The following is a 20,113-nucleotide window of genomic DNA, read 5'->3' as shown; positions in this document are numbered from 1 at the left end:
AGCAAAGAGAATATGCACTTATGAATGCTAAAAATGCACAGATAAATCATATAGATTCTATCGTTATCCATGCTGATTGCAATATGCTTATCCAATCTAAAGATCTATTAAAAGAACTGCATGAAAATATGCTTTACAATAATAAAAAGTCAGAATCTATGCTAGTAGAAACTCAGTTTAAAGAAGTTTTATCGTTAGATTCTTTATCTTTAGAAACACCGCTTTTATGTTCTAAGATTAAGGATTCTAAAGCTTGTCATGTTGAACGAAATAAAACATCAAATATGGAATCTAAAAGAGATTTTTCAACAATAACTCAAAATAAGAATAATCTAAATCCCACTCAAAGTCAAGTAAGCCACCATAATGAAGACACAAAACATGTAGCACCACAATATGCAGATATCACTTCACTGCCTTATTTTGATCTTATTATAAGTAATCCACCCTTTTATCACACACAGACTTTGCAATCAAACAATCCCTTTAAAGCACAAGCCACACAAAGCCACTTTTTACCGCTTTCTACAATGTTAAAACTCGCAAAAAGAGTGTTAAAACCACACGCTAAATTTATCTTTTGTTATGCTCCTGCTATGCTTCCAGAGGTTTTAGAATCTTTAAGGGCTTTTGGTTTTGGAGTTGAATCTTTGCGTTTTGTATATCCTCGCATGGAAAAGGATTCTACCCTTGTGCTTATTTGTGCAAGGCATAATAGCAAAGCCCAAACACGCATTTTACCCCCATTAATCACACACAAAGGACTAGCCCAGCAAGATAATACAGATGAAGTGTTGTCTATTTACAAAGCTGCACATACACAAAGCATTAAGGTTGCTTATGATGATATTGTATGGGAAAATTTATTGCGTTATATATAGATAAATAGAATCGCCGCATTGCAAGTATGTATGGTTTTTAGAATTTAAAAAGCATGAAAGACTAAAGCTTAAAGAGATTCTATAAACATAAAATCTCTTTAAGCTTTAAGCAATTCTTAGTTTGCTTTTTGTGCTATGGATTGAAGTGGGTTAGAATCTAAAATTCACCCCTAAATGAAAGCTAAAGGGGCTGTTTAATTCTACCGTATGATATTTCGTTTGTTGTCCCATAATGTTTGGTAGATAGTTTGAGCTTTTCTCTGGTATATCATAGATTAAATAGCGGATTCTAAATTCAAACTCAAGAAAGGATAAGGCATAAGCCACCCCAGCATTAATGCTACCACCAAAGGCATTCATATTGCCAAGGTGTTGAGTATGAATAATATTATGAGCTAGTCCTGCCCCAGCAAACGCACTTAGTCCCCCTGTGATAACAAAGCGATAATCCGCATTAAGTCCAATTGTGTGCATGTTATATGAACCAAGTGTCCTTTCATTGCTATTAAAGTATGAGTTCATATAATCAATATAGATTCTTACACCATGACGAGTGAGAAAATACATATCATAGCCAACTTTTGCTCCATAGCTTGCCCCAAACAAGCTTTTATCATGATCGCCGGGTAAATCATCATAGGGGCGAGTTGTGTTGTAATATTCTGATGACATTTGCATAAGACTACCACCACCAAAGATCCCTAGCACAATTTTATTTTGATTTTCTCCGTTAGTATCAGTAGAATCATTGCTTTCATCTGCATAGGTTAGCATTGATAAACACGCACATATACTCAATGAAGCAAGAAGCTTTTTCAAGGTATTTACACTTACAAGTGGTTTTGTATCACAAACCTTCATATCACTCTCCCAAATGTTAAAAATGTTAATGAAAATACGGCGGTGATTCTACCATATCATAATAAATAACATATTAATGACAATTTTTATATAGTTTTATTACACAACATATTGTAGTAAAGATTCCAAATTTCTACAAATTCTACTCATTATCATTTTTAATAGTAAAATAAATTTTAGCTAAAACGAGATAAAAAACAATAATTACATATCGTATTTATAAAAATATGCTATTATTCCAGCTTTTATTTATTGTATTTAAGACCCTATAAAAATAGATTAGAGCGATTAAGGCACAAAGTGATTATACTAAAAGATATTACAAAGACTTATGCGAATGGATTCCAAGCGATTAAACCCTTAAATCTTCAAGTAAAAAAGGGGGATATTATGGGGATTATCGGCTATTCTGGTGCGGGGAAATCCACACTCGTGCGTCTTATAAATAAGCTAGAGACACCAAGCACAGGCGAAGTAATAATCGATGGGACAAATATCTTAACGCTAAAAGAATCTAGTCTGCAAAAAGCAAGGCAAAAAATAGGCATGATTTTTCAGCATTTTAATCTTTTAGATTCTAGAAATGTATTTGGCAATGTAGCCTTTGCCTTAGAGATAGCGAAGTGGAAAAAGACTGATATTAGATCGCGTGTGAGTGAGCTTTTAGAGTTAGTGGGCTTAGAAGATAAAGCAGACTTTTATCCAAATCAGCTAAGTGGCGGACAGAAGCAAAGGATAGCGATAGCAAGGGCATTAGCAAATCACCCAAAGATTCTATTATGCGATGAGGCTACAAGCGCACTTGATACTAAAACTACACAATCCATTCTGCAACTTTTACAGGATATACAAAGGAAGCTTGGATTAACCATTGTTATGATTACGCACCAAATAGAAGTGGTGCGATCAATTTGTAATAGCATGTGTGTGATGAGTAATGGCGTGATTGTAGAAGAAGGGCAAGTCGAACAAATCTTTGCAAATCCAAAGCATGAAGTAACAAAAGAATTAATCTCTTTTCTCCCTGCATTATCACAAGAAGAAATCTTGCAAAAATCACATAAGAATGCGTATAAAATCTCATTTGTTGGCGAATATATCCACGAGCCTTTAATTGCTGAAATTATTAGAAAATTTAATGTAAATGTAAATATTTTAGCAGGTAATATTGAAGCACTTGCAACGGCTGAAGTGGGGCATTTAATCGTTGATTTTGGTGATGACCTACAAGCAAGAGAGAGAGCGATTGAGTATCTAAGAAGTAAGGGCTTAATTATAGAATCTTTGCAGGATTTAGTTAAGAGTAAGGCTAAAGATATACAAGATTCTATAATAAAAGACTAAAATATAAGGGATTACTATGCAAGAAGCACAACCATGGATTCTAAACTTTTTTCAACTACCACAAGCCTTAAGTGATGATGAAGTCAGCTCATCACTACAAGTGCTTTGCTATCTACTTTTTAGTGATGAAGATACTGCGGCAAGAATATTTGATGTGATAGATTTACTTATGGAAGGCACATTTGAGACATTATATATGGTGTTTTTATCAAGCTTTTTTACAATCTTATTTGGGCTTCCTTTAGGTGTGATTCTTACTATTACCAAAAAAAACTCTCTTTTAAGTGCGCCAACTTTTAATAAGATTCTAGGCATGATAGTAAATACTATACGATCGTTTCCTTTTATTGTGCTAATCGTTGCCTTGCTGCCTATCTCAAAAATGCTAATTGGGACTAGTATAGGACCTGATGCGGCTTCTTTTGCCTTATCTATTGCTGCTATACCATTTGTAGCGAGACTTTTTGAGGGGGCATTAGAGGAAGTCAATCATGGCATAATAGAGGCGACTTTAAGCATGGGAGCGAGTAAGCTAGAAGTAATCTTTATGATGATAGCAGAATCTCTTCCTTCACTCATTAATGCTGCTACAATCGCAATTATTGCGATTATCGGCTTTTCTGCTATGGCTGGTAGCGTTGGTGGTGGTGGTTTAGGCGACTTGGCTATTAAGTATGGCTTTTATGATTCTAGACTTGATGTATTGTATTCCTGCGTGATTGTGCTAATTATCATGGTGCAATGTGTGCAAAGCATAGGCGATTATCTCTCACGCATTTTACGCACTCATCAATATGGAATCTTAACGCCTATCGTGCATTTTGTATATAGGATATGTGGTAGAACGCAAAAATAATGTGTTTAGTCTTAATATGTATTTTATATAACTTCATTTGGTTATATAGAGTTTCTAACCACTCAAGGACTCCATAAGAAAGATTTTATTCATATTTTTAATCATGTTTCTGCGTTATACATTCACTTTAGATTCTGTATAAATGTTACTTATTGTATTTAATCCACTTTTTTCGAAGACAAATAGAAACAGATTTAACAACTTATACTATTATGAAGTCTTAATGCCATGAAAATTAACTTTATATAGGAGATATTATGAATACACTTGAAGTGCAAAGTCTAGGCTTCCCTATTTTTGCTACTTTTGGCTTATATGCTGTGGTAATGATAGGTATTGGATTATATTTTTGGCGAAAGACAAAAAATCCTGAAGAATTTTTCCTTGGTGGAAGAAGTATGGGTCCAGCGGTGAGTGCCTTATCTGCTGGGGCGTCTGATATGAGTAGTTGGCTACTTATGGGTCTGCCCGGGGCATTGTATGTTGCAGGGCTTTTAAACGCATGGATTGCCATTGGGCTTAGCATTGGCATGTTTTTAAACTGGCTTTTTGTGGCAAAAAGACTTAGAATCTATACAGAAGTCATTGATAATTCAATCACTATCCCGGATTATTTTGAGACAAGATTCTCTGATGATAAGCATATTTTGCGACTTATTTCAGCGATTGTTATCCTTGTGTTTTTTGTGTTTTATATCTCATCTGGGCTTATTGCTGGGGCAAAACTTTTTGAGCAAACTTTCCATATTGATTATCAAATATCACTTATGATTGGTGCTGGAATTATCGTTATTTATACTTTTTTTGGTGGATATTTGGCGGTTTGCTGGACTGATCTTTTGCAAGGTGTGCTTATGATGTTAGCCTTAATTGTAGTGCCTATTGTTATGCTAAATCAAATCGGTGGCTTAAGTGAGGCAAAAAGCTATATACAAAAAAGTGATGAAGTCCATAATGAAAAAGTATTAAAGACACAGCAATACCTTGATACCGATGTCAATACAATTTTAGATGAAATCAAACAAGCACAAACCAATAAAGATATTGATACTATCAAGCAGAATCTACCCATGCTTATAGAATCTTTAAATACTCTAAGCGAAATCAGCAATAACTCTAAAGACTTTAGCACACTTGCAAATGAAGCTAGTGAAATCAATGCAACTCTCTCAAATCCACCAAAAGATGTTGATAAAAAGATTCAATCCTTGCTTTCTAGCATAGATTCTGCTATTACTGCCTCTATGGAAGAAAAAGCACACTTTTCTTTTTTTCAAGGGGTTACGCTGCTTAGTGTAATATCTGCTATTGCTTGGGGGCTTGGCTATTTTGGACAGCCACATATTATTGTGCGTTTCATGTCTATCCGCTCTACAAAGGACATTCCAACAGCGACTATCATAGGTATGTCATGGATGATTATAAGCCTTATTGGTGCGTGTTTTGTGGGTATGTTGGGCTTAGCTTATGCTACAAAGTTTGATATAAGCTTTAGCGATCCTGAAAAGATATTTATCATTATGTCCCAAACGCTTTTTAATCCATGGGTTACTGGAATCTTACTTTCTGCCTTGCTTGCTGCGATTATGAGCACAGCGAGTAGTCAGCTTTTAGTATCTGCTTCAACTGTGGCAGAAGATTTTTACAAAAAGATTCTAAAGACTGATGCGACACCAAAGCAGGTTATGTTTTTTAGTAGAGCAAGTGTTTTAGTCGTGTCATTTGTTGCGTTTTTCATCTCTACAAATAAAGATTCTAGCATTCTTAGCATTGTGGCGTATGCCTGGGCTGGATTTGGTGCGAGTTTTGGTAGTGTTGTGCTATTTTCTCTATTTTGGCGGCGAATGACTAGAATGGGTGCTATTGCTGGTATGATAACTGGTGCGGTAGTCGTGGTATTGCATAATAACTTCTTTTACACATATTTTCCTATTTATGAGATTGTGCCGGGCTTTGTATGTGCGAGTATTGCTATCATTCTTGTGAGTTTAATGCAGCCTGTGAGACCGGGGACTAAAGAAGCATTTGATAAAATGATGGTAGAAATGAAAGCAGGGAATATTTAAGCTTAAGTATCGTTCTTAGCATATTTTTTGTATAATCTTAGGCTATTGCAAATAAAGGAAGTCAATGCAAAATAAAGATTTAAAACCCATGCTTGCAAAACATGCAAGAGAAATTATACAACTACTTATCAGTCAAAATATCCACTTTTCTGTGCAATGTAGTCGGCATAGAGTGCAGTTTGACCCGGAATTACCCGAAGAGATTTCAAGTCAGTTTCACCCTATTATAGATTTTATACTTGCAGGTTTTACCTTTGAAAGCATTGAAATATGGCAAGATGATATGTCATTTGAAGCAGGTTTTGGTAAAGATAACTTTCCAAGCCTTGTTGTTATCCCTTTTGCAAGTATTATACAGATTACTATCCCGGTAAATAATAGTGCTGTGCGTGATATATGCGTATTTATGAATGCGATGAATGTGCTAGAGTTAAATATCTTTGGGCAATCAAATGCAATGCAAGATTTTGATGAAACCAAAACACAAGAGATAAAATCAAACGAAGAAGACGCATTATTAGAAAGCTCTAGAAATGCTATCCTATCAAACCCAAATAATAGATTCTAAAACAATATAAAGAGATTAACCCAAATTATGTAGAATCTAGTCATTATACATTCCAAAAAGATTCTATAACACAAGCTATAAGCTAACATATTTTGAGCACTTGTCAAGTTACAATATTTTTCAAAGTTTCATAGTAATTTATATAAAGTCTTAAAAGTTTGGTTAGAATACATTTTTCAATAATACACAGCAAGACGAAAGGGCATAAATGGGAAACAAGCAAGGCATTGTTATCGCTATCACTTCAGGTAAAGGTGGTGTTGGCAAATCTACTGCTACTGCAAATATCGGTGTTGGTTTAAGTGAGAGTGGTAAAAAAGTCATTGCAGTAGATTTTGATATTGGCTTGCGGAATCTTGACATGATACTTGGACTTGAACGCCGCATTGTCTATGATGTGATCGATGTGATGGAGAATAAATGCAATCTTTCTCAAGCCATAGTCAATCACAAAAGGGCAAAAAATCTCTACTTTCTACCCGCAAGCCAAACAAAAGATAAAACAATACTTGATAAAGATAAGGTCAAAGAGTTGCTTGAGAAGCTGAAACTAGAGTTTGATTATATTTTGCTTGATAGCCCTGCAGGTATTGAGAGTGGTTTTGAGCATACGATATTTTGGGCTGATAGGGCGATCATTGTGGTAACACCTGAAGTTAGCTCAGTAAGAGATAGCGATCGTGTTGTTGGAATCATAGATTCTAAAAGTGATAAGGCAAAGCAAGGCAGTGAGCTAGAAAAACATATTATTGTAAATCGTTTGCGACCAGAATTAGTCGCAAAACAAGACATGCTATCATGCGATGATGTTTTGCAGATCTTAGCCTTGCCTTTGATTGGTATCGTGCCAGAAGATGAAAAAGTGATTGGGGCTACAAATAGCGGTGAGCCGACTATTTTTTCAAAAACAGAGAGTGGTTTAGCCTATGAGAGAATCTCGCGTAGAATCTTAGGGGAAGAAGTGCCATTTGAGACCTTTAAGCAATCAAATGGTTTTATCAGTAATTTAAAGAAATTTTTTGGTTTTTAGGGGGCTATTATGTTATTTCTTTTTAGAAACAAAAGTGAAAGTAGTGGCACCGCCACACTTGCAAAAAATAGACTAAATAATGTGTTAATGAATGAAAGAGGTTTGCAGATTACCTATCTTGATAATCTCAAAAAAGATATTGCAAACCTCATGAAACAATATGCCAAAACACCACATATCGTAGTCAATGCAACAGCACATAGGGATAATACCCTTGATGTTAAAATTTACATTGGAAAAACGGAGTAATAAGAATCTTCGTGGTAAAATTTTCATGAGATGATGCAACATCTTAATAGCCATAGCTTATGCAAAGTGCATATTTTGTTTGATCAAATTGTGCTATCTTGTCGTTTGTTTGCGTGATTATGACTCTATTTGTATTGCCACTCATTATTATTTCTAGGAATTTTATCTTTATCATAAGTTTCAATTTTTGTCCCATTGACATAAAGATGAAATAAAAAAACGCAGGAAAAGTGCAATTGCAATGCCCTGTGGTAATTTATCTATTTTAGAGGTTTTGGTATTTTTTACCCTATCTTTCACTCAATACGCTCATCACTTAGATTTAATACAACTTGTTAAAGCAATATTTTTAGACCACAAGAAACACGGAAACTTTACACATAAGGCACACATTTTGCTTTACTGCATGTTGATAAAACGCATATATGGAACTTATATGAAGAACAAATATCTTTTAAAATCAAATATCAATAACGCACACAGAGTGATTTGTCAAGATAATCATGAAGTCATCTTAGAGAAAATAGATTCTGTGTTTGCAAAAATGCTTTATCCACAGACTAATACAAGCGGTGAGCAAAATCAAGGGCTATTTGCTTCTCATGTGAAAGGATTGAATCTTTTAAGCAAAAAAAGTTTATCAATGAACTATGCAGATGATGAAGCCATAAAAAAATACAATCAAAAAGCAAATGTGCAAACCACACAAAAAGATATTAATGACGCTATTTTACACACACAAAAGCAAAACACACAAATACTATCAAAGCATCTAAAAGCAAAGCATAATAATACAACACAGCATAATGATGATTTCTTTAATGCAGCTGCCTTGCGAGAGCAAAAAAATTGCTTACTAGAAGATAAACTAGCTCTAAACTCAAATTTAGATAGCCTAAAAAATCTCATCGCACCCATGCAGATAAAACAAGATAGAGAGACAACACAAACAAAAGAAAAAGCAAAAGAGAGTGAGCCTATGGTATTAGCCCTTGTGAATCCTTATAAATTACGCGATTATTCCTTTATGATACCAGAGTATTTAACGCTTATTTTACATATCACAAAAAAAAGCAAGTTGCTTGTGTATTGTCCGCTTGATTTAAATAGCCCTTTAGAATCTTCAGAAATCAACTATCTTTTTCCTATTATATTTAATACAGAGACAAAGTTTGCCGCACAGATTCCATTATCAATTATGGATTATCCGGATTTTAATAAGCAGAAATTAAGGGATTTTCTATAAAGGATTTTTATGCAGCAGACTTCACATTTAAATAAAAAGCTTTTAGAGAGAATTTTTACAAGTGCATCTATTAGAAGGTGGAATGATAAAGCCGTGCCGCTTGACTTTGTAGAGCTAGATAAACAAGCACATAAGGTAATCCTTGCCTATATCTTTGCAAAGTATGAAGAAAATGAAGGCAGAAGTATTAATTACACAAAGCTAATACGACAATTTTTATTTGAGTTTTTTGAACGCATTGTGCTAACAGATATTAAACCACCTGTATTTCATAAGCTAAAGAGTGCGCATGGCAAAGAGTTAGCAGCATTTGTAGCACAAAGCCTTGCAAATGAATTGCAGGGTTTTGACTTTTTTCACTCAATGCAGAGTTATCTTGCTGAAAAAAATGATGATTTAGAGACAAAGATTTTACAAGCAGCGCATTTTTATGCGTCTAAATGGGAGTTTGATATTATCTATCATTTTAATCCAAAACTCTATGATATTGAGAATATTAAGGCAATTATAGATTCCCAAACAGAGGGCTTTTATGATTTAGTCGGTATGAAAAATCTCTATCTCTATCAAGATATAAAAGAGCTTGTTGGCATGTTTGCAGAGCTTAGATTCCAAAAGAGATGGAGTCAAACACCGCGTATCCCGCAGACTTCAGTCTTAGGACACATGCTAATGGTGGCAATCTGTGCGTATCTTTTGAGTGTGAATCTTAATGTATGTGAGAAAATGCAGATAAATCACTTTTTTGGTGGGCTTTTCCATGATTTGCCTGAAGTTTTGACAAGGGATATTATCTCGCCGATAAAGCGGTCTGTAAAAGGGCTTGACTCTTTTATTAAAGGTATTGAAAAAGAAGAAATGGAGGCAAAGATTCTAAGCAAACTCCCGCATTTTATCCGCAATGACCTTATCTATTGGACTGAAGATGAGTTTGCAAATCGCTATAAAGAACATAATAAAGTGGTATTTGCTAGTGATATAAATCAGCTATTGATTCAATTTAATCACGATAAATACATGCCTGTATGCGGAGAATTGCTAAAATTTTGCGATAAATTAACCGCCTTTCTTGAAGCAAGAATTTCTATCGCACATGGTGTAAGTAGCCCTGATTTAGTCAATGGAGCAAAAGCATTATATGGAGATTTACTGCAAAAAGAGATTCTGGGTGTAAATATTGGGCTTATTGTGCAGGATTTTATGTAAAAGTGGTTTAGAAGCGTGTATCAAAAATTTATGATAATAAAAATATAAAGGACTTGCGTAGTCATATCTTTAGGTCAGAATCTAGTGTTATTGAGATTCTATAATTTTACAAGTGAGTTTAAAAGAAACATATTTTATTGCATATAGTTACCATTTGGTATATAAAAACATAATGATTATAATTTTCTTAAAAAATGTTCGTTATAATCGTGCTTCACATTGTTTTACAAAAGGGAGATTCTATGAGTAGTTGGGTTGTCATGCTGATGCTTGGCGTATCACTATGTATGGGATTTTTAGGCTTAATTGCTTTTTTATGGGGGCTAAGAAGTGGGCAGTTTGATGATAAAGAAAAAATGATGCGTGGTGTGCTTTTTGATAATGTTAGCGACCTAAATAACATGGCAAAACAAGATAAAAAGGATAAAAAACATGAAAATTTATGATGTTGTAATAGTTGGGGCTGGACCCGGTGGTATCGCAAGTGCGATTGAGTGTAAAAAGATGGGTATTGAAAATATTGTGTTGCTTGAGAAAACAGATAATATTTCTGCGATGATACGCGAGTATTACAAAGATGGAAAGCGGGTTGATAAGGATTATAAGGGGCAGGTGGTAACACTTGCTGGGCATATACCCTTTAGCGATGGTAATAAGGAAAGCACACTAGATCTTTTTTCAAAACTTTTAGATGAAAATAGCGTTGAGATAAAACTGCAACACGAAGTCGATAATGTCAGCAAAAAAGATTCTATATTTATCGTAAGGACTACAAATAATGTGGAATTTCACGCAAAGCATGTGATTATTGGTATCGGAAAAATGGGTAAGCCAAATAAGCCGAGCTATCCACTGCCTACAAGTTTGCGTAAAAAGATTAACTTCAATGTCAATGATTGTGTGGCAGGTGAAGAGATCTTAGTCGTTGGCGGTGGTAACTCGGCGGTTGAATACGCCATTGCCCTAAATGCGATGACAAAAACAACGCTAAACTATCGCCGTAAGGAATTTAATCGCATTAATGATGAGAATGCAAGAGAGCTTGAAAAGAGTTTGCAAAATGGCTTAATATCAAAGTTTGGCATTGATATTATTGCAGTTAGCGATAAAGATTCTAGGCTAGAAGTAACTTTTAGTGATAATAGCACGGGTATTTTTGATAGGATTGTGTATGCTATTGGTGGCGTTGTGCCTGTGGATTTTCTAAAGAAATGCGGTATAGAGCTTGATTCTAATGGCGTAGCACAATGCAATGAAGTCAAAGAAAGCAATATTGCTAATCTCTTTGTAGTCGGTGATATTCTCTTCAAAAATGGCGGCTCTATTGCCCTAGCTATGAATGATGCTTATACCATTGCAACAGAGATTTCGAAAAGATTACAAAAATAGTAGAAATAATAATATGTGTTAGATGAGAGGATAAAGGGTAGATATTTTTCTGCTGCTAAACTACCGATGATTATGCCAATCTCTTAACTCATCAACAGCCTTTACAAAATTTACATTTTTTCATTTTTATGTAAAGTTTTCAAAGTTTTCTTGTATCCCCATCATTCCCATAACCAAAGTAATACGATAGGTTTTTGTGTATTGATTGGGAAACTTGTCTATTATCCCAACAAACATTTTAAAATATAGAGTCCAACAATGCAAACATAAAAATTTGGAATCTAAAAATACCCAAGTTTTGTTAGCCCATACACAAGAAAAAAGCCGCCAATACAAAGCAGAATAAATAGTATAAAAGCAAGCATGAATGCCCCACCACCAGCGGATTTAAACTTCTTAAAATCAATCTGCAAACCCAAAGCACTCATAGCCATAGTGAGACAAAATGCCGATACAAACTTACACGCCATAACAATATTATCCGAAAAATCCACATAAGAATGCAAGATAACCACACCCAAAAATCCAAACGCAAACCATGGGATATGTAGCTTCTTACCACCACCATCTTGAGTTTTACTGCATAGCATAGGGACAATTAAAAGCAGGGGTATAAGCAATATTACGCGTATCATTTTTGTGATAAGGGCGAAGTTTGCGCATTCATCACTGATAGCCCCACCAGCACCAACGACATTTGCGACTTCATGCAGGGTTAAGCCGATGTATAGCCCCTCTTGCGTGTGTGTGAATGGGATAATGCCGCTTGCATACAAAATGGGATAGGCAAACATCGCGATTAAACCAAAGATTACCACAGTGCCAACGGCGATAACGCCCTTATAGGCTTCTGATTTCAAAGAAGATTCTAAAGCAAGGATTGCCGCTGCCCCACAAATCGCACTACCACCACTAACTAAAATCGCAATATCTCTATCAAGCTTCAGCCACTTTATGCCAATCCACACACCAAGCCCCATGATACAAACCACGACAAACACACACGCTGCAATGCCGATAAAGCCTACTTCTCCAATCTCTGCTATTGAGACATTAAAGCCATACAGGATAATTCCAAATCGAAGTATCTTTTTTGCACTAAAAGTTACGCCAAGCCCAATAGAATCTTGTTTTTTGTGATAAACAAATGAGAGTAAAACCCCAAGCAAGATTCCAATAATAAGTGGTGAAAGAGAAAGGGCGGCAATGGAGGGGATTCTAACAATAGTAATGCTTAAGAAAGCAAGCAAGGCTACTGCCACGACGCCTAAAATGTAATTTTTTGCAATGTTTACTTGCATAAAGTTCCTTTCAACCTAGAATACGGGCTATTTACAACAAATCTAAGTCATAGTGATAGCCTTTGCAAGCGTTATTGTATAAGACTAGCATAACCAAAGATACAATACAAAATATTTTTACAAGATAATTTTACATAGAGTTACGAAATATGCATTTTAGATTCTAAGTAAGACAAAATACATATATCTACATTCTATCTAACTCAGATTATCCACATTTACGCCCTACAACATGGAATCTGGATTATAAGATTCTAAAAAGTGTTTGTTTATTCAATACAAATGAATATATTATGAGAATTCTTCTAGTTATCGCAGTAAAATAGCAACACCGCATTCATGCAAAATCTTGCTTGTTTAATAACCCCCCTTCAAATAAAAAAGCTGATGGCTTATATGAAGTTTTGCTATCTTGCTTTGCATAAGAGAGATAGAGATACTCTTTTGCCCTAGTTAAAGCTACATAAAAAAGCCGTCTTTCTTCTTCAATGCTTCCACCTCTTGCTGCAAGCTTATGGTTTGGGAATCTACCATCCATTAAATCCACCACAAATACACATGAAAACTCCAATCCTTTACTCGCATGCACGCTTAAAAGATTTACCCCATCTTCCTCATTTATATCACTACCACCAAGCACCATTGCATTTAAGAATGACTGAATATTTGAGTAGTTTTCACTGATATTACACAGGATATTAAGACGCGATAATAGCCTTTTTTTAGAATCTTCATAGAGTGTGTCATCTTGTTTTCCATCTTTAGTTTTTGAGCGATCTTTGAGTAGAGATTCTGTATAATTTTTATAAAGTGGTGTTTCTATTAGATTTTGTAATAGAGACCTTGGCGTGAAAATAGCATTATTTTCCTTATAAGCAGTAAAAAAATCATTAAAAAACGAGGCTGCTTCTCGTTCAATTTTAGGATGTGAGAAAAGCGGGTGTGAGTGAAAATCTTTGTGTAAAAGGTTATTGAATCTAGAGCATTCCTCATGGCGAAAAAAGTCATCAAATAGCCCCAAACCGCTATTTATAGCCTTTTTTGGATAGCACTCTTTTGTTCTATCTGGTGTTAATAAACCCTTTTTACAATTCCCATGCCCTAGAATGATTAAGGCTTCAAAAATATCTTTTGCAATGCTATTCCCAATACCTTTTGCATGGCTTAATATATGAATATAGCTCATCATATCCCGCTCATTTGTAAGCACACTGCATAAACATAGTAAAAACTCAATCTCTTTAGAATCAAAAAAGCTCCCACTCCCCTTTCTCTTGCTACCAATATGAAGCGCTCTTAATGCTGCTTGCAAACCATCGGCACTGACATTATTACGATAAATAATAGCAAAATCATTATAGGGCAGCCCCTCTCTTTCATGTATCTCTTTTATCCGCTTTGCAATACCACTATATTGTGAAAACATATCTTCATACACAAGCACAGAGGGCAGGTGTGCTACGCCGCTTTTTATCACCTCAAGGCTTTTTGGATAGATTCTAGGATTATGTGAGATGACTTTATTTGCAAGGTCTAAGATATGTTTGCCTGAGCGATAATTTTTACTCAAAGAAAACACATTTGCATTTGGATAATTCTCCACAAAGTTTGTAATAATGCTAATATCTGCCCCATTAAACGCATAAATGCTTTGGTCATAATCCCCCACACAAAAAAGGCTTTGTGGTGAAATCGCACGAATGATAGAATCTTGCAAGGGATTAGTATCCTGATATTCATCACATAGTACTTCAATATAGGGTATCTCGCCATTCTCTTTTAATCGCACTAACTCTTCTCTATATAAAAGCAATAAGTCGTTATAATCCGCATAAGCATACTCTGCCTTTAGATTCTGAAACTCATCAAAAATATCTTCATAAATGTCTATAAAATCCATCTGTTCTGCGTTTTTATTGCTTAGCCATTCTCCATAGCTTTGATCTATTGTGCTGTTTTTATAAAGCGAGTAGGAATCATAGAGATATTGATAGGAATAGGGTGCTTTATCAAACTTAAACTGCCGTCTATCATAAATGCTTTTAAATAGAATCTTTAGCTCTCGTGGCTGCTTCAGTGTGATTTTTTTATGCTCTTTTAGATAGCGATAAGCGACACTATGAAATGTCCCTGCTTCAATCTTATTTGCTAATGTTTTATCAAATATCTTTCCCACTCGCTCAATCATTTCATGTGAAGCTTTATTTGTAAAAGTAAGCAGTAAAATCTCATGAGGTTTAATGCTCCGCTCAATTAAGGTTGCAATGCGTCCTACAATCGTTGAGGTTTTGCCTGTCCCAGCACTTGCTATTACAAGATTATGCCCTAAGGGGGCATTACATGCTTTGTATTGCTCTTCATTTAATTTCATAATACGCCTTTGTTGATTGTATAATTTTTATTTCTCAAATACTTTTTAGCATTAAAATAATACTTGAATAAAATGATAAACTAGGCAATAATTAAATTAAATGATAGGAATGATAGCGGTTTGTTGTGGGGTTTTTGATCCTTGATAAGTTAAATTTTAGTTGTCTTACGCTTTATCTGTGGTAGTCGCCAAAGATTCTATATGAGATGGGCTTGTGGAATCGTTTATCGCTTCATTTGGATTTAGCTCATCATAGTGTTTGCAATAAGTTTCAAACATATCTTTTTCAAGCTTTTCATACCAATTCGTATTAAAATCCGGGGTAAATGCAGGCATACATACCACTCGTGCGACATTTGATTTTACACTAATTGGATTGCTATCATATACCTTTCTAGTATTTACAAATACGATTGGTTGCACCCTTAGATTAAGCTTTTCAGCTAGGATTTTAGCTCCCGGTTTAAAGGGTAGAAACGCCCTTTTTCCCGGTCCCCTTGTGCCTTCAGGGAAAATAACAATAGGGCGTTTTTGACTAAGTCTATCTTTTGCTTCCTTTAAAAGCTGGATAATCCCCTTTTTATCTTCTCTATCAATAAGTATCATTTCAGGTAGTTTCAAAGCATAGCCATAATATGGAAGTTCGCCCAATTGCTTTTTTGCTACCCAGCAAATATTTAAAGGGTGATCTCCCTCAAGGCATATAATATCTGATGCGCTTTGATGATTGACTACAATAAGTTGTGCATCTAAGTCATAGTCCCCTACTTTCTCCATTTTTAGCCCATTTGCAGGGAAAAAGTATTGACAATATCTTCGTGCTAATCTCCCATTCTCTCTTTTTTTCAACAAATAAATCCCAACAATAATACATGCAAGCCCAAGTGCTATAGTGAAAGTGGCAAAATAACCTCTTAATTTTTCCATATCTATCCTTTCTATATGAATTTCTAGAATCTAACGCTTATTTGTGTCATTACGGCTAATCCAACCCACTTTAGAATCAATATTTACCTTATAATAGTCATTCTTTTTATCTATTGCTTCAAGCTTTGTTGGATTTGTGATGACAAATAGCTCTGTTGAATTATGCGTTGGCTGTATCAGCACTCGTGCATTTGGCAGTGTTTTAATGCTATAAGTGTTTGAAAAGATTCTATACACAATAAAGCCAAGCAATAAACATGAGATAATGGCAGCAAAATATGAACGCTTTATAAGCGTGATTAATAAAAAGATTCCAAGTATGATAAAGAGTAGTATGTTTGTAATTTTTAGAAATGAGCTTTTTGGATTAAGATCTTCTTTTATCTCATCATCAAAAGATTCTATATTAATCGCATTTTTAATGCTTAGTGGTATAAACTCATGCTTATTAATATCAAAGTAGCTAAACTCAATAGAATCTAGCTCTTTTGGAATCCCAGCAAGCACATTAACCCGTGCAATTTCATCGCTAAATTTTGTGCCTTGACCAAACTCTTGGTCCTTAATATTTGGCAATCTAAAATCTTCTAAATTACTCCCATTTCCTTCCAATTCAATCAGTATCATATTGTTATTATCATCATAGCTCTCAAGCGTATAGTCAATGATTTTTAAGCTATTTGCCACAACGCCGCTATATCCTTGCGTCTTATTTAGGGCTTGTGCTTGAAGATCTATAGAATCTGTTTGCATAGAATCTTGCAAATAGTTATTTTGCACATGCACTACAAGTGAGGGGATAACTACCTTTGGCTTTATAATCTTAAAGGTATATGTCGCGGTGTAGTAATCGCCTTCTTTTTGCCATTCGCTTTCTTTTATGAGTTGCACACTTTGGGATTTAGCACTTTTATCTTGTGCTTCAAGCGATGGGTTAAATTCTGTATAAACAATGCGTGCTTCATCTAGTAGCACAAGGCGATAAGTAATGCTTATGTATTGCCCTACATATAGGGTTTGCTCTCTTAGGTTATCTATATCTGTTAGCGTTGTGATATTTAGAATCTTTGCTTGTTCTGTATTATCTGTTGAAGTTATGGCTTCATCATTTTCATCATTATTTAAAACACTATTAGCGATATCGCTTGGAATCTCATCTATCGCAAAAAGTGGATTCATACACAATAGCACAAAGCATAGCATAATGCCCTTTAGATAGTTGAAAAATGTAGTTTTTGTAAATATAGAATCTAATATCGCATAAAAGCGTGATAGCATTTGTTGTGTCCTTTATGTGTTGTGTATTTGTAAAATCCCGCATTATAGCATATTGTTAGCATTAAAGCCCAAAAACATTTGTTTTTATATCTGCTTTTTATATGATGTAAAATGTTACCACAATATACACTTATTTTAAAAAGATAAATTTATATGTAGAATTTTTACAATTTTGCATAAATTACAGACTATACTTTGTGCTTGTATAAGGCATAGGTGTTATTACCTTATATGTGTTTATGTATTGCATTTTACTTCAATTTAGTATTTATTTTTGTTTAGAGTAAGGAGCAGGGCAATGAAAGAGTATTTAGGATTTGGTATCGCAGGTAATTTTGCAAACCATTTAGAGCAAGCGGGCGAGGCGAGTGATTTCGTGCATGTTGTAAGTGATGAAGAGGGCGCACCAAAGGGCATATTTCCATTCTACATTCCAAAGGATAATACATTTTTAGGGCGTTACTGCATTGATAATAAAAAGATTTTGTTACCAAAAGATACAGGATTACGCGCACAAGCAGAGCCAGAAATAGGGCTTGAATGTGAGGTGGTATATGAGCAAGGAAAGGTAAAGACGCTTATCCCAAAGTTTTTCATGGCATTTGATGATACTTCAATACGAAATGATAGCAATGCTACAAAGATTAGTCAAAAAAAGAATTTTTCAGCCGCTTCAAAGGGTTGTGGTTTAAGGCTTCCTATTGATAAATTTGAAAAAGGTGGGATTTGTGATGATTATTCCTTAACTTCGTTTTTAATCTGTGATGGTAAAGCCCATCAATATGGCGATAATGCAAAACTAACAAATTATAGTTACTTTTATCAAAAACTGATTGATTGGATAGTAAAAAAACTCAATACGCAAGAGGACCATGCTGTTTTAGAGAATCTTGACGAGATTATTAAAAGGGCTGATTATCCATCAAAAATACTTATAGCTATTGGTGCGACAAGCTATACAGAGTTTGCTGAGACTAGATTTTTGCAAGAAGGCGATGAGGTATGTGTAGTTACCTACAATCATAATAAATATAGTAATGAAAAAATTAAAGACTTGATAGAGCAAGGCGTATTAAGCCTTAAAGATGCTTCAATCGTGCGTCAAGAAGTCGTGCGTAGTGTGGATTGATATAACTCAGTTTAGGGTTACTTAAGAGTTGCGTTACATAATGGAACATATTGCCGATTTTTTGGAATCTACTGCCTAAAAGCCCTTTATATTTTCCGTTGCGGTTGTGTTTGAGTCGTTTCTTTCGGTAGCGGTGGGTTAAGCTCAACTTTTAATTTTGGAACTTATTGTGTTGTGGGGGTAAATATTTGGCATTGTAGTAAATCGCTTTAACGCGAAATATTTTGCCATCACTTGTTATGCAGTTTTTAGCTATTCTTAAGTGTTTTTTAGATAGAATCCAGCTTATTGTTTTTATAAAAAAGGATAGACATGGAAGAAAGACTCTTTACATTTGCGGGGTTAATCAGCACCGACCATGCGTTTATTACAATCTTTTACACTATTTTATGTGCGGCTATAACTATTGGCATTAGCATGTTTGCCGTGCGAAAGCTACAAGCTGTGCCGACAGGTATGCAGAACTTTTATGAGTGGATTATCGGCGGTATGCTTTACATTGGTAAGGATTCTTTAGGTGAGAAGTTGGCACGCAAATATTTTCCTTTAGCTGGGACGATAGGCATTTTAGTGTTTTATTGTAATATTATAGGTATGATTCCGGGATTTGAAGCACCTACCGCAAGCATTAGCTTTACTTTAGTTTTAGCGCTAATAGTGTTTTTTTACTACCACTTTGAGGGCATTAGGGCAAATGGTTTTGGTAAATATTTTGGACATTTTGCAGGTCCTATAAAGCTACTTTCACCATTGCTTTTCCCTGTTGAGATTATCTCACATTGTTCTCGTATTATCTCGCTATCATTCCGTTTATTTGGGAATATACGCGGTGATGATATGTTTTTACTTGTAATGTTGCAACTCGTCCCTTGGGTCGTGCCACTTTTACCATTTGGAATCCTTATGTTTATGGCTGTATTGCAGGCATTTGTATTTATGATTCTCACTTATGTATATTTGGCAAGTGCTGTTTTATTGGATGATGAGCATTAAAAGCTACAAAGACAATGTATAAAACCGAAATGAGACGCTTTTTAGCGGCGATGGAGTTTTGTTATGGTTTTCTCTTTGGTGTAGCACTTTTTGGGGCAACTCTTACCTTTCTTATTACACCTGATTTGTTTCCAGCAATATTATTTGCTGTATGTGTTTTTGCTTTTTTTATTTTCCTTGCCGCTATTGTGCGTTGTTGTATTATGCGTATAAAGATTGCTGATGAAATGTTACGCATAGCTTTAGAAACACAAGATTTACAAGAGCAATATTTGCAAAATAGAATCCCACAAGATAGCATTTCGCAAGATGGGCTTTTGCAAACCACACAAGCAACATATACGCAAGATGTGGAAAAATAGGTATATAGAGTCTCATTGTGTGTGGTTATGTGAAGTAAGCATTTTTTAGTTATATA

The 20,113-nt window shown here is 34.9% G+C and carries 19 protein-coding genes and 2 pseudogenes; 15 read left to right on the top strand and 6 right to left on the bottom strand.

Features of this window, described 5'->3' with window-relative positions:
- Positions 1-20: 20 nt before the first annotated feature.
- Positions 21-881: a hypothetical protein gene (locus tag C6H17_RS07690; protein WP_104731391.1), complete on the top strand. Its 861-nt coding sequence runs from the start codon at positions 21-23 to the stop codon at positions 879-881.
- 150 nt (positions 882-1,031) lie between these two features.
- On the opposite strand, the gene C6H17_RS07685 is transcribed toward C6H17_RS07690, so the two are convergent.
- Positions 1,032-1,742 (bottom strand): outer membrane beta-barrel protein, encoded by a 711-nt coding sequence (locus tag C6H17_RS07685; RefSeq protein ID WP_005217221.1) that lies wholly within the window; start codon positions 1,740-1,742, stop codon positions 1,032-1,034.
- Positions 1,743-2,042: 300 nt separating this feature from the next.
- Here C6H17_RS07685 and C6H17_RS07680 point away from each other — a divergent pair, with 300 nt between their 5' ends.
- From C6H17_RS07680 to C6H17_RS07655, 7 genes and pseudogenes are all read left to right on the top strand, one after another.
- The gene (locus C6H17_RS07680; RefSeq protein WP_005217223.1) at positions 2,043-3,086 is read left to right on the top strand and encodes a methionine ABC transporter ATP-binding protein; all 1,044 of its coding nucleotides are present in this window, start codon (positions 2,043-2,045) and stop codon (positions 3,084-3,086) included.
- A 169-nt stretch (positions 3,087-3,255) separates the two neighbouring features.
- Positions 3,256-3,942 carry a methionine ABC transporter permease gene (locus tag C6H17_RS07675; protein ID WP_051053870.1) on the top strand — a complete coding sequence of 229 codons (687 nt, stop codon included), beginning with the start codon at positions 3,256-3,258 and terminating at the stop codon, positions 3,940-3,942.
- A 257-nt stretch (positions 3,943-4,199) separates the two neighbouring features.
- Positions 4,200-4,886: pseudogene (locus C6H17_RS13450) on the top strand (sodium:solute symporter family transporter); the annotation flags it as partial.
- 321 nt (positions 4,887-5,207) lie between these two features.
- Positions 5,208-6,008: pseudogene (locus C6H17_RS13445) on the top strand (sodium:solute symporter family transporter); the annotation flags it as partial.
- Between the two features lie 64 nt (positions 6,009-6,072).
- Positions 6,073-6,576: a hypothetical protein gene (locus C6H17_RS07665; protein ID WP_005217231.1), complete on the top strand. Its 504-nt coding sequence runs from the start codon at positions 6,073-6,075 to the stop codon at positions 6,574-6,576.
- 208 nt (positions 6,577-6,784) lie between these two features.
- Positions 6,785-7,606 carry a septum site-determining protein MinD gene (gene minD / locus C6H17_RS07660; RefSeq protein WP_004088580.1) on the top strand — a complete coding sequence of 274 codons (822 nt, stop codon included), beginning with the start codon at positions 6,785-6,787 and terminating at the stop codon, positions 7,604-7,606.
- 9 nt (positions 7,607-7,615) lie between these two features.
- Positions 7,616-7,855, top strand: coding sequence for a cell division topological specificity factor MinE (locus C6H17_RS07655; protein WP_004088578.1), 240 nt, complete (start codon positions 7,616-7,618; stop codon positions 7,853-7,855).
- Positions 7,856-7,898: 43 nt separating this feature from the next.
- Here the strand turns inward: C6H17_RS07655 and C6H17_RS12195 are convergent, their stop codons facing one another.
- Positions 7,899-8,039 (bottom strand): hypothetical protein, encoded by a 141-nt coding sequence (locus C6H17_RS12195; protein WP_155243499.1) that lies wholly within the window; start codon positions 8,037-8,039, stop codon positions 7,899-7,901.
- Positions 8,040-8,291: 252 nt separating this feature from the next.
- On the opposite strand from C6H17_RS12195, the gene fliW reads away from it, so the two are divergent.
- The 4 genes from fliW (at position 8,292) to C6H17_RS07635 (ending at position 11,696) form a co-directional block, all read left to right on the top strand.
- On the top strand, positions 8,292-9,101 hold the full coding sequence (gene fliW, locus C6H17_RS07650; protein WP_020995525.1) for a flagellar assembly protein FliW: 810 nt from the start codon (positions 8,292-8,294) through the stop codon (positions 9,099-9,101).
- A gap of 9 nt (positions 9,102-9,110) precedes the next feature.
- Positions 9,111-10,307, top strand: coding sequence for an HD domain-containing protein (locus tag C6H17_RS07645; RefSeq protein ID WP_005217236.1), 1,197 nt, complete (start codon positions 9,111-9,113; stop codon positions 10,305-10,307).
- Positions 10,308-10,549: 242 nt separating this feature from the next.
- A complete protein-coding gene (ccoS, locus tag C6H17_RS07640; RefSeq protein ID WP_020995526.1) occupies positions 10,550-10,753 on the top strand; it encodes a cbb3-type cytochrome oxidase assembly protein CcoS in 204 nt (67 codons plus the stop codon).
- On the top strand, positions 10,740-11,696 hold the full coding sequence (locus C6H17_RS07635) for an NAD(P)-binding domain-containing protein (RefSeq protein ID WP_005217239.1): 957 nt from the start codon (positions 10,740-10,742) through the stop codon (positions 11,694-11,696). The genes ccoS and C6H17_RS07635 overlap by 14 nt, the downstream gene beginning before the upstream one ends.
- A gap of 281 nt (positions 11,697-11,977) precedes the next feature.
- On the opposite strand, the gene C6H17_RS07630 is transcribed toward C6H17_RS07635, so the two are convergent.
- From C6H17_RS07630 to C6H17_RS07615, 4 genes are all read right to left on the bottom strand, one after another.
- Positions 11,978-12,997, bottom strand: a complete 1,020-nt coding sequence (locus tag C6H17_RS07630) for a YeiH family protein (RefSeq protein ID WP_005217240.1) — start codon at positions 12,995-12,997, stop codon at positions 11,978-11,980.
- A gap of 337 nt (positions 12,998-13,334) precedes the next feature.
- Positions 13,335-15,368, bottom strand: coding sequence for an ATP-dependent helicase (locus C6H17_RS07625; RefSeq protein ID WP_005217241.1), 2,034 nt, complete (start codon positions 15,366-15,368; stop codon positions 13,335-13,337).
- 165 nt (positions 15,369-15,533) lie between these two features.
- The gene (locus tag C6H17_RS07620; protein WP_005217242.1) at positions 15,534-16,295 is read right to left on the bottom strand and encodes a lysophospholipid acyltransferase family protein; all 762 of its coding nucleotides are present in this window, start codon (positions 16,293-16,295) and stop codon (positions 15,534-15,536) included.
- A gap of 30 nt (positions 16,296-16,325) precedes the next feature.
- Positions 16,326-17,573: a hypothetical protein gene (locus tag C6H17_RS07615; RefSeq protein WP_005217243.1), complete on the bottom strand. Its 1,248-nt coding sequence runs from the start codon at positions 17,571-17,573 to the stop codon at positions 16,326-16,328.
- A gap of 298 nt (positions 17,574-17,871) precedes the next feature.
- On the opposite strand from C6H17_RS07615, the gene C6H17_RS07610 reads away from it, so the two are divergent.
- The 3 genes from C6H17_RS07610 to C6H17_RS07600 all read left to right on the top strand — a co-directional run bounded on the left by C6H17_RS07610 (position 17,872) and on the right by C6H17_RS07600 (position 20,057).
- Complete coding sequence (locus tag C6H17_RS07610; RefSeq protein WP_005217245.1) at positions 17,872-18,702, top strand: DUF5718 family protein; 831 nt, start codon at positions 17,872-17,874, stop codon at positions 18,700-18,702.
- Between the two features lie 312 nt (positions 18,703-19,014).
- Positions 19,015-19,695 (top strand): F0F1 ATP synthase subunit A, encoded by a 681-nt coding sequence (locus C6H17_RS07605; RefSeq protein WP_005217248.1) that lies wholly within the window; start codon positions 19,015-19,017, stop codon positions 19,693-19,695.
- A gap of 14 nt (positions 19,696-19,709) precedes the next feature.
- A complete protein-coding gene (locus tag C6H17_RS07600) occupies positions 19,710-20,057 on the top strand; it encodes a hypothetical protein (RefSeq protein WP_005217250.1) in 348 nt (115 codons plus the stop codon).
- Positions 20,058-20,113 lie beyond the last annotated feature (56 nt).

This window comes from Helicobacter rappini (assembly GCF_900198625.1).
In the GTDB taxonomy this organism is placed as follows: domain Bacteria; phylum Campylobacterota; class Campylobacteria; order Campylobacterales; family Helicobacteraceae; genus Helicobacter_A; species Helicobacter_A rappini.
Note: the sequence above shows the minus strand (reverse complement) of the source record. Positions and strands in the feature narration are given on the sequence as shown.

What these genes read in the sequence shown, in the direction of transcription:
- C6H17_RS07690 (WP_104731391.1), top strand. Translation starts at nt 21, where the DNA reads ATGAATGCTAAAAATGCACAGATAAATCATATAGATTCTATCGTTATC.
- C6H17_RS07685 (WP_005217221.1), bottom strand. Translation starts at nt 1,742, where the DNA reads ATGAAGGTTTGTGATACAAAACCACTTGTAAGTGTAAATACCTTGAAA.
- C6H17_RS07675 (WP_051053870.1), top strand. Translation starts at nt 3,256, where the DNA reads ATGGAAGGCACATTTGAGACATTATATATGGTGTTTTTATCAAGCTTT.
- C6H17_RS07665 (WP_005217231.1), top strand. Translation starts at nt 6,073, where the DNA reads ATGCAAAATAAAGATTTAAAACCCATGCTTGCAAAACATGCAAGAGAA.
- minD (WP_004088580.1), top strand. Translation starts at nt 6,785, where the DNA reads ATGGGAAACAAGCAAGGCATTGTTATCGCTATCACTTCAGGTAAAGGT.
- C6H17_RS07655 (WP_004088578.1), top strand. Translation starts at nt 7,616, where the DNA reads ATGTTATTTCTTTTTAGAAACAAAAGTGAAAGTAGTGGCACCGCCACA.
- fliW (WP_020995525.1), top strand. Translation starts at nt 8,292, where the DNA reads ATGAAGAACAAATATCTTTTAAAATCAAATATCAATAACGCACACAGA.
- C6H17_RS07645 (WP_005217236.1), top strand. Translation starts at nt 9,111, where the DNA reads ATGCAGCAGACTTCACATTTAAATAAAAAGCTTTTAGAGAGAATTTTT.
- ccoS (WP_020995526.1), top strand. Translation starts at nt 10,550, where the DNA reads ATGAGTAGTTGGGTTGTCATGCTGATGCTTGGCGTATCACTATGTATG.
- C6H17_RS07635 (WP_005217239.1), top strand. Translation starts at nt 10,740, where the DNA reads ATGAAAATTTATGATGTTGTAATAGTTGGGGCTGGACCCGGTGGTATC.
- C6H17_RS07630 (WP_005217240.1), bottom strand. Translation starts at nt 12,997, where the DNA reads ATGCAAGTAAACATTGCAAAAAATTACATTTTAGGCGTCGTGGCAGTA.
- C6H17_RS07625 (WP_005217241.1), bottom strand. Translation starts at nt 15,368, where the DNA reads ATGAAATTAAATGAAGAGCAATACAAAGCATGTAATGCCCCCTTAGGG.
- C6H17_RS07620 (WP_005217242.1), bottom strand. Translation starts at nt 16,295, where the DNA reads ATGGAAAAATTAAGAGGTTATTTTGCCACTTTCACTATAGCACTTGGG.
- C6H17_RS07615 (WP_005217243.1), bottom strand. Translation starts at nt 17,573, where the DNA reads ATGCTATCACGCTTTTATGCGATATTAGATTCTATATTTACAAAAACT.
- C6H17_RS07610 (WP_005217245.1), top strand. Translation starts at nt 17,872, where the DNA reads ATGAAAGAGTATTTAGGATTTGGTATCGCAGGTAATTTTGCAAACCAT.
- C6H17_RS07605 (WP_005217248.1), top strand. Translation starts at nt 19,015, where the DNA reads ATGGAAGAAAGACTCTTTACATTTGCGGGGTTAATCAGCACCGACCAT.
- C6H17_RS07600 (WP_005217250.1), top strand. Translation starts at nt 19,710, where the DNA reads ATGTATAAAACCGAAATGAGACGCTTTTTAGCGGCGATGGAGTTTTGT.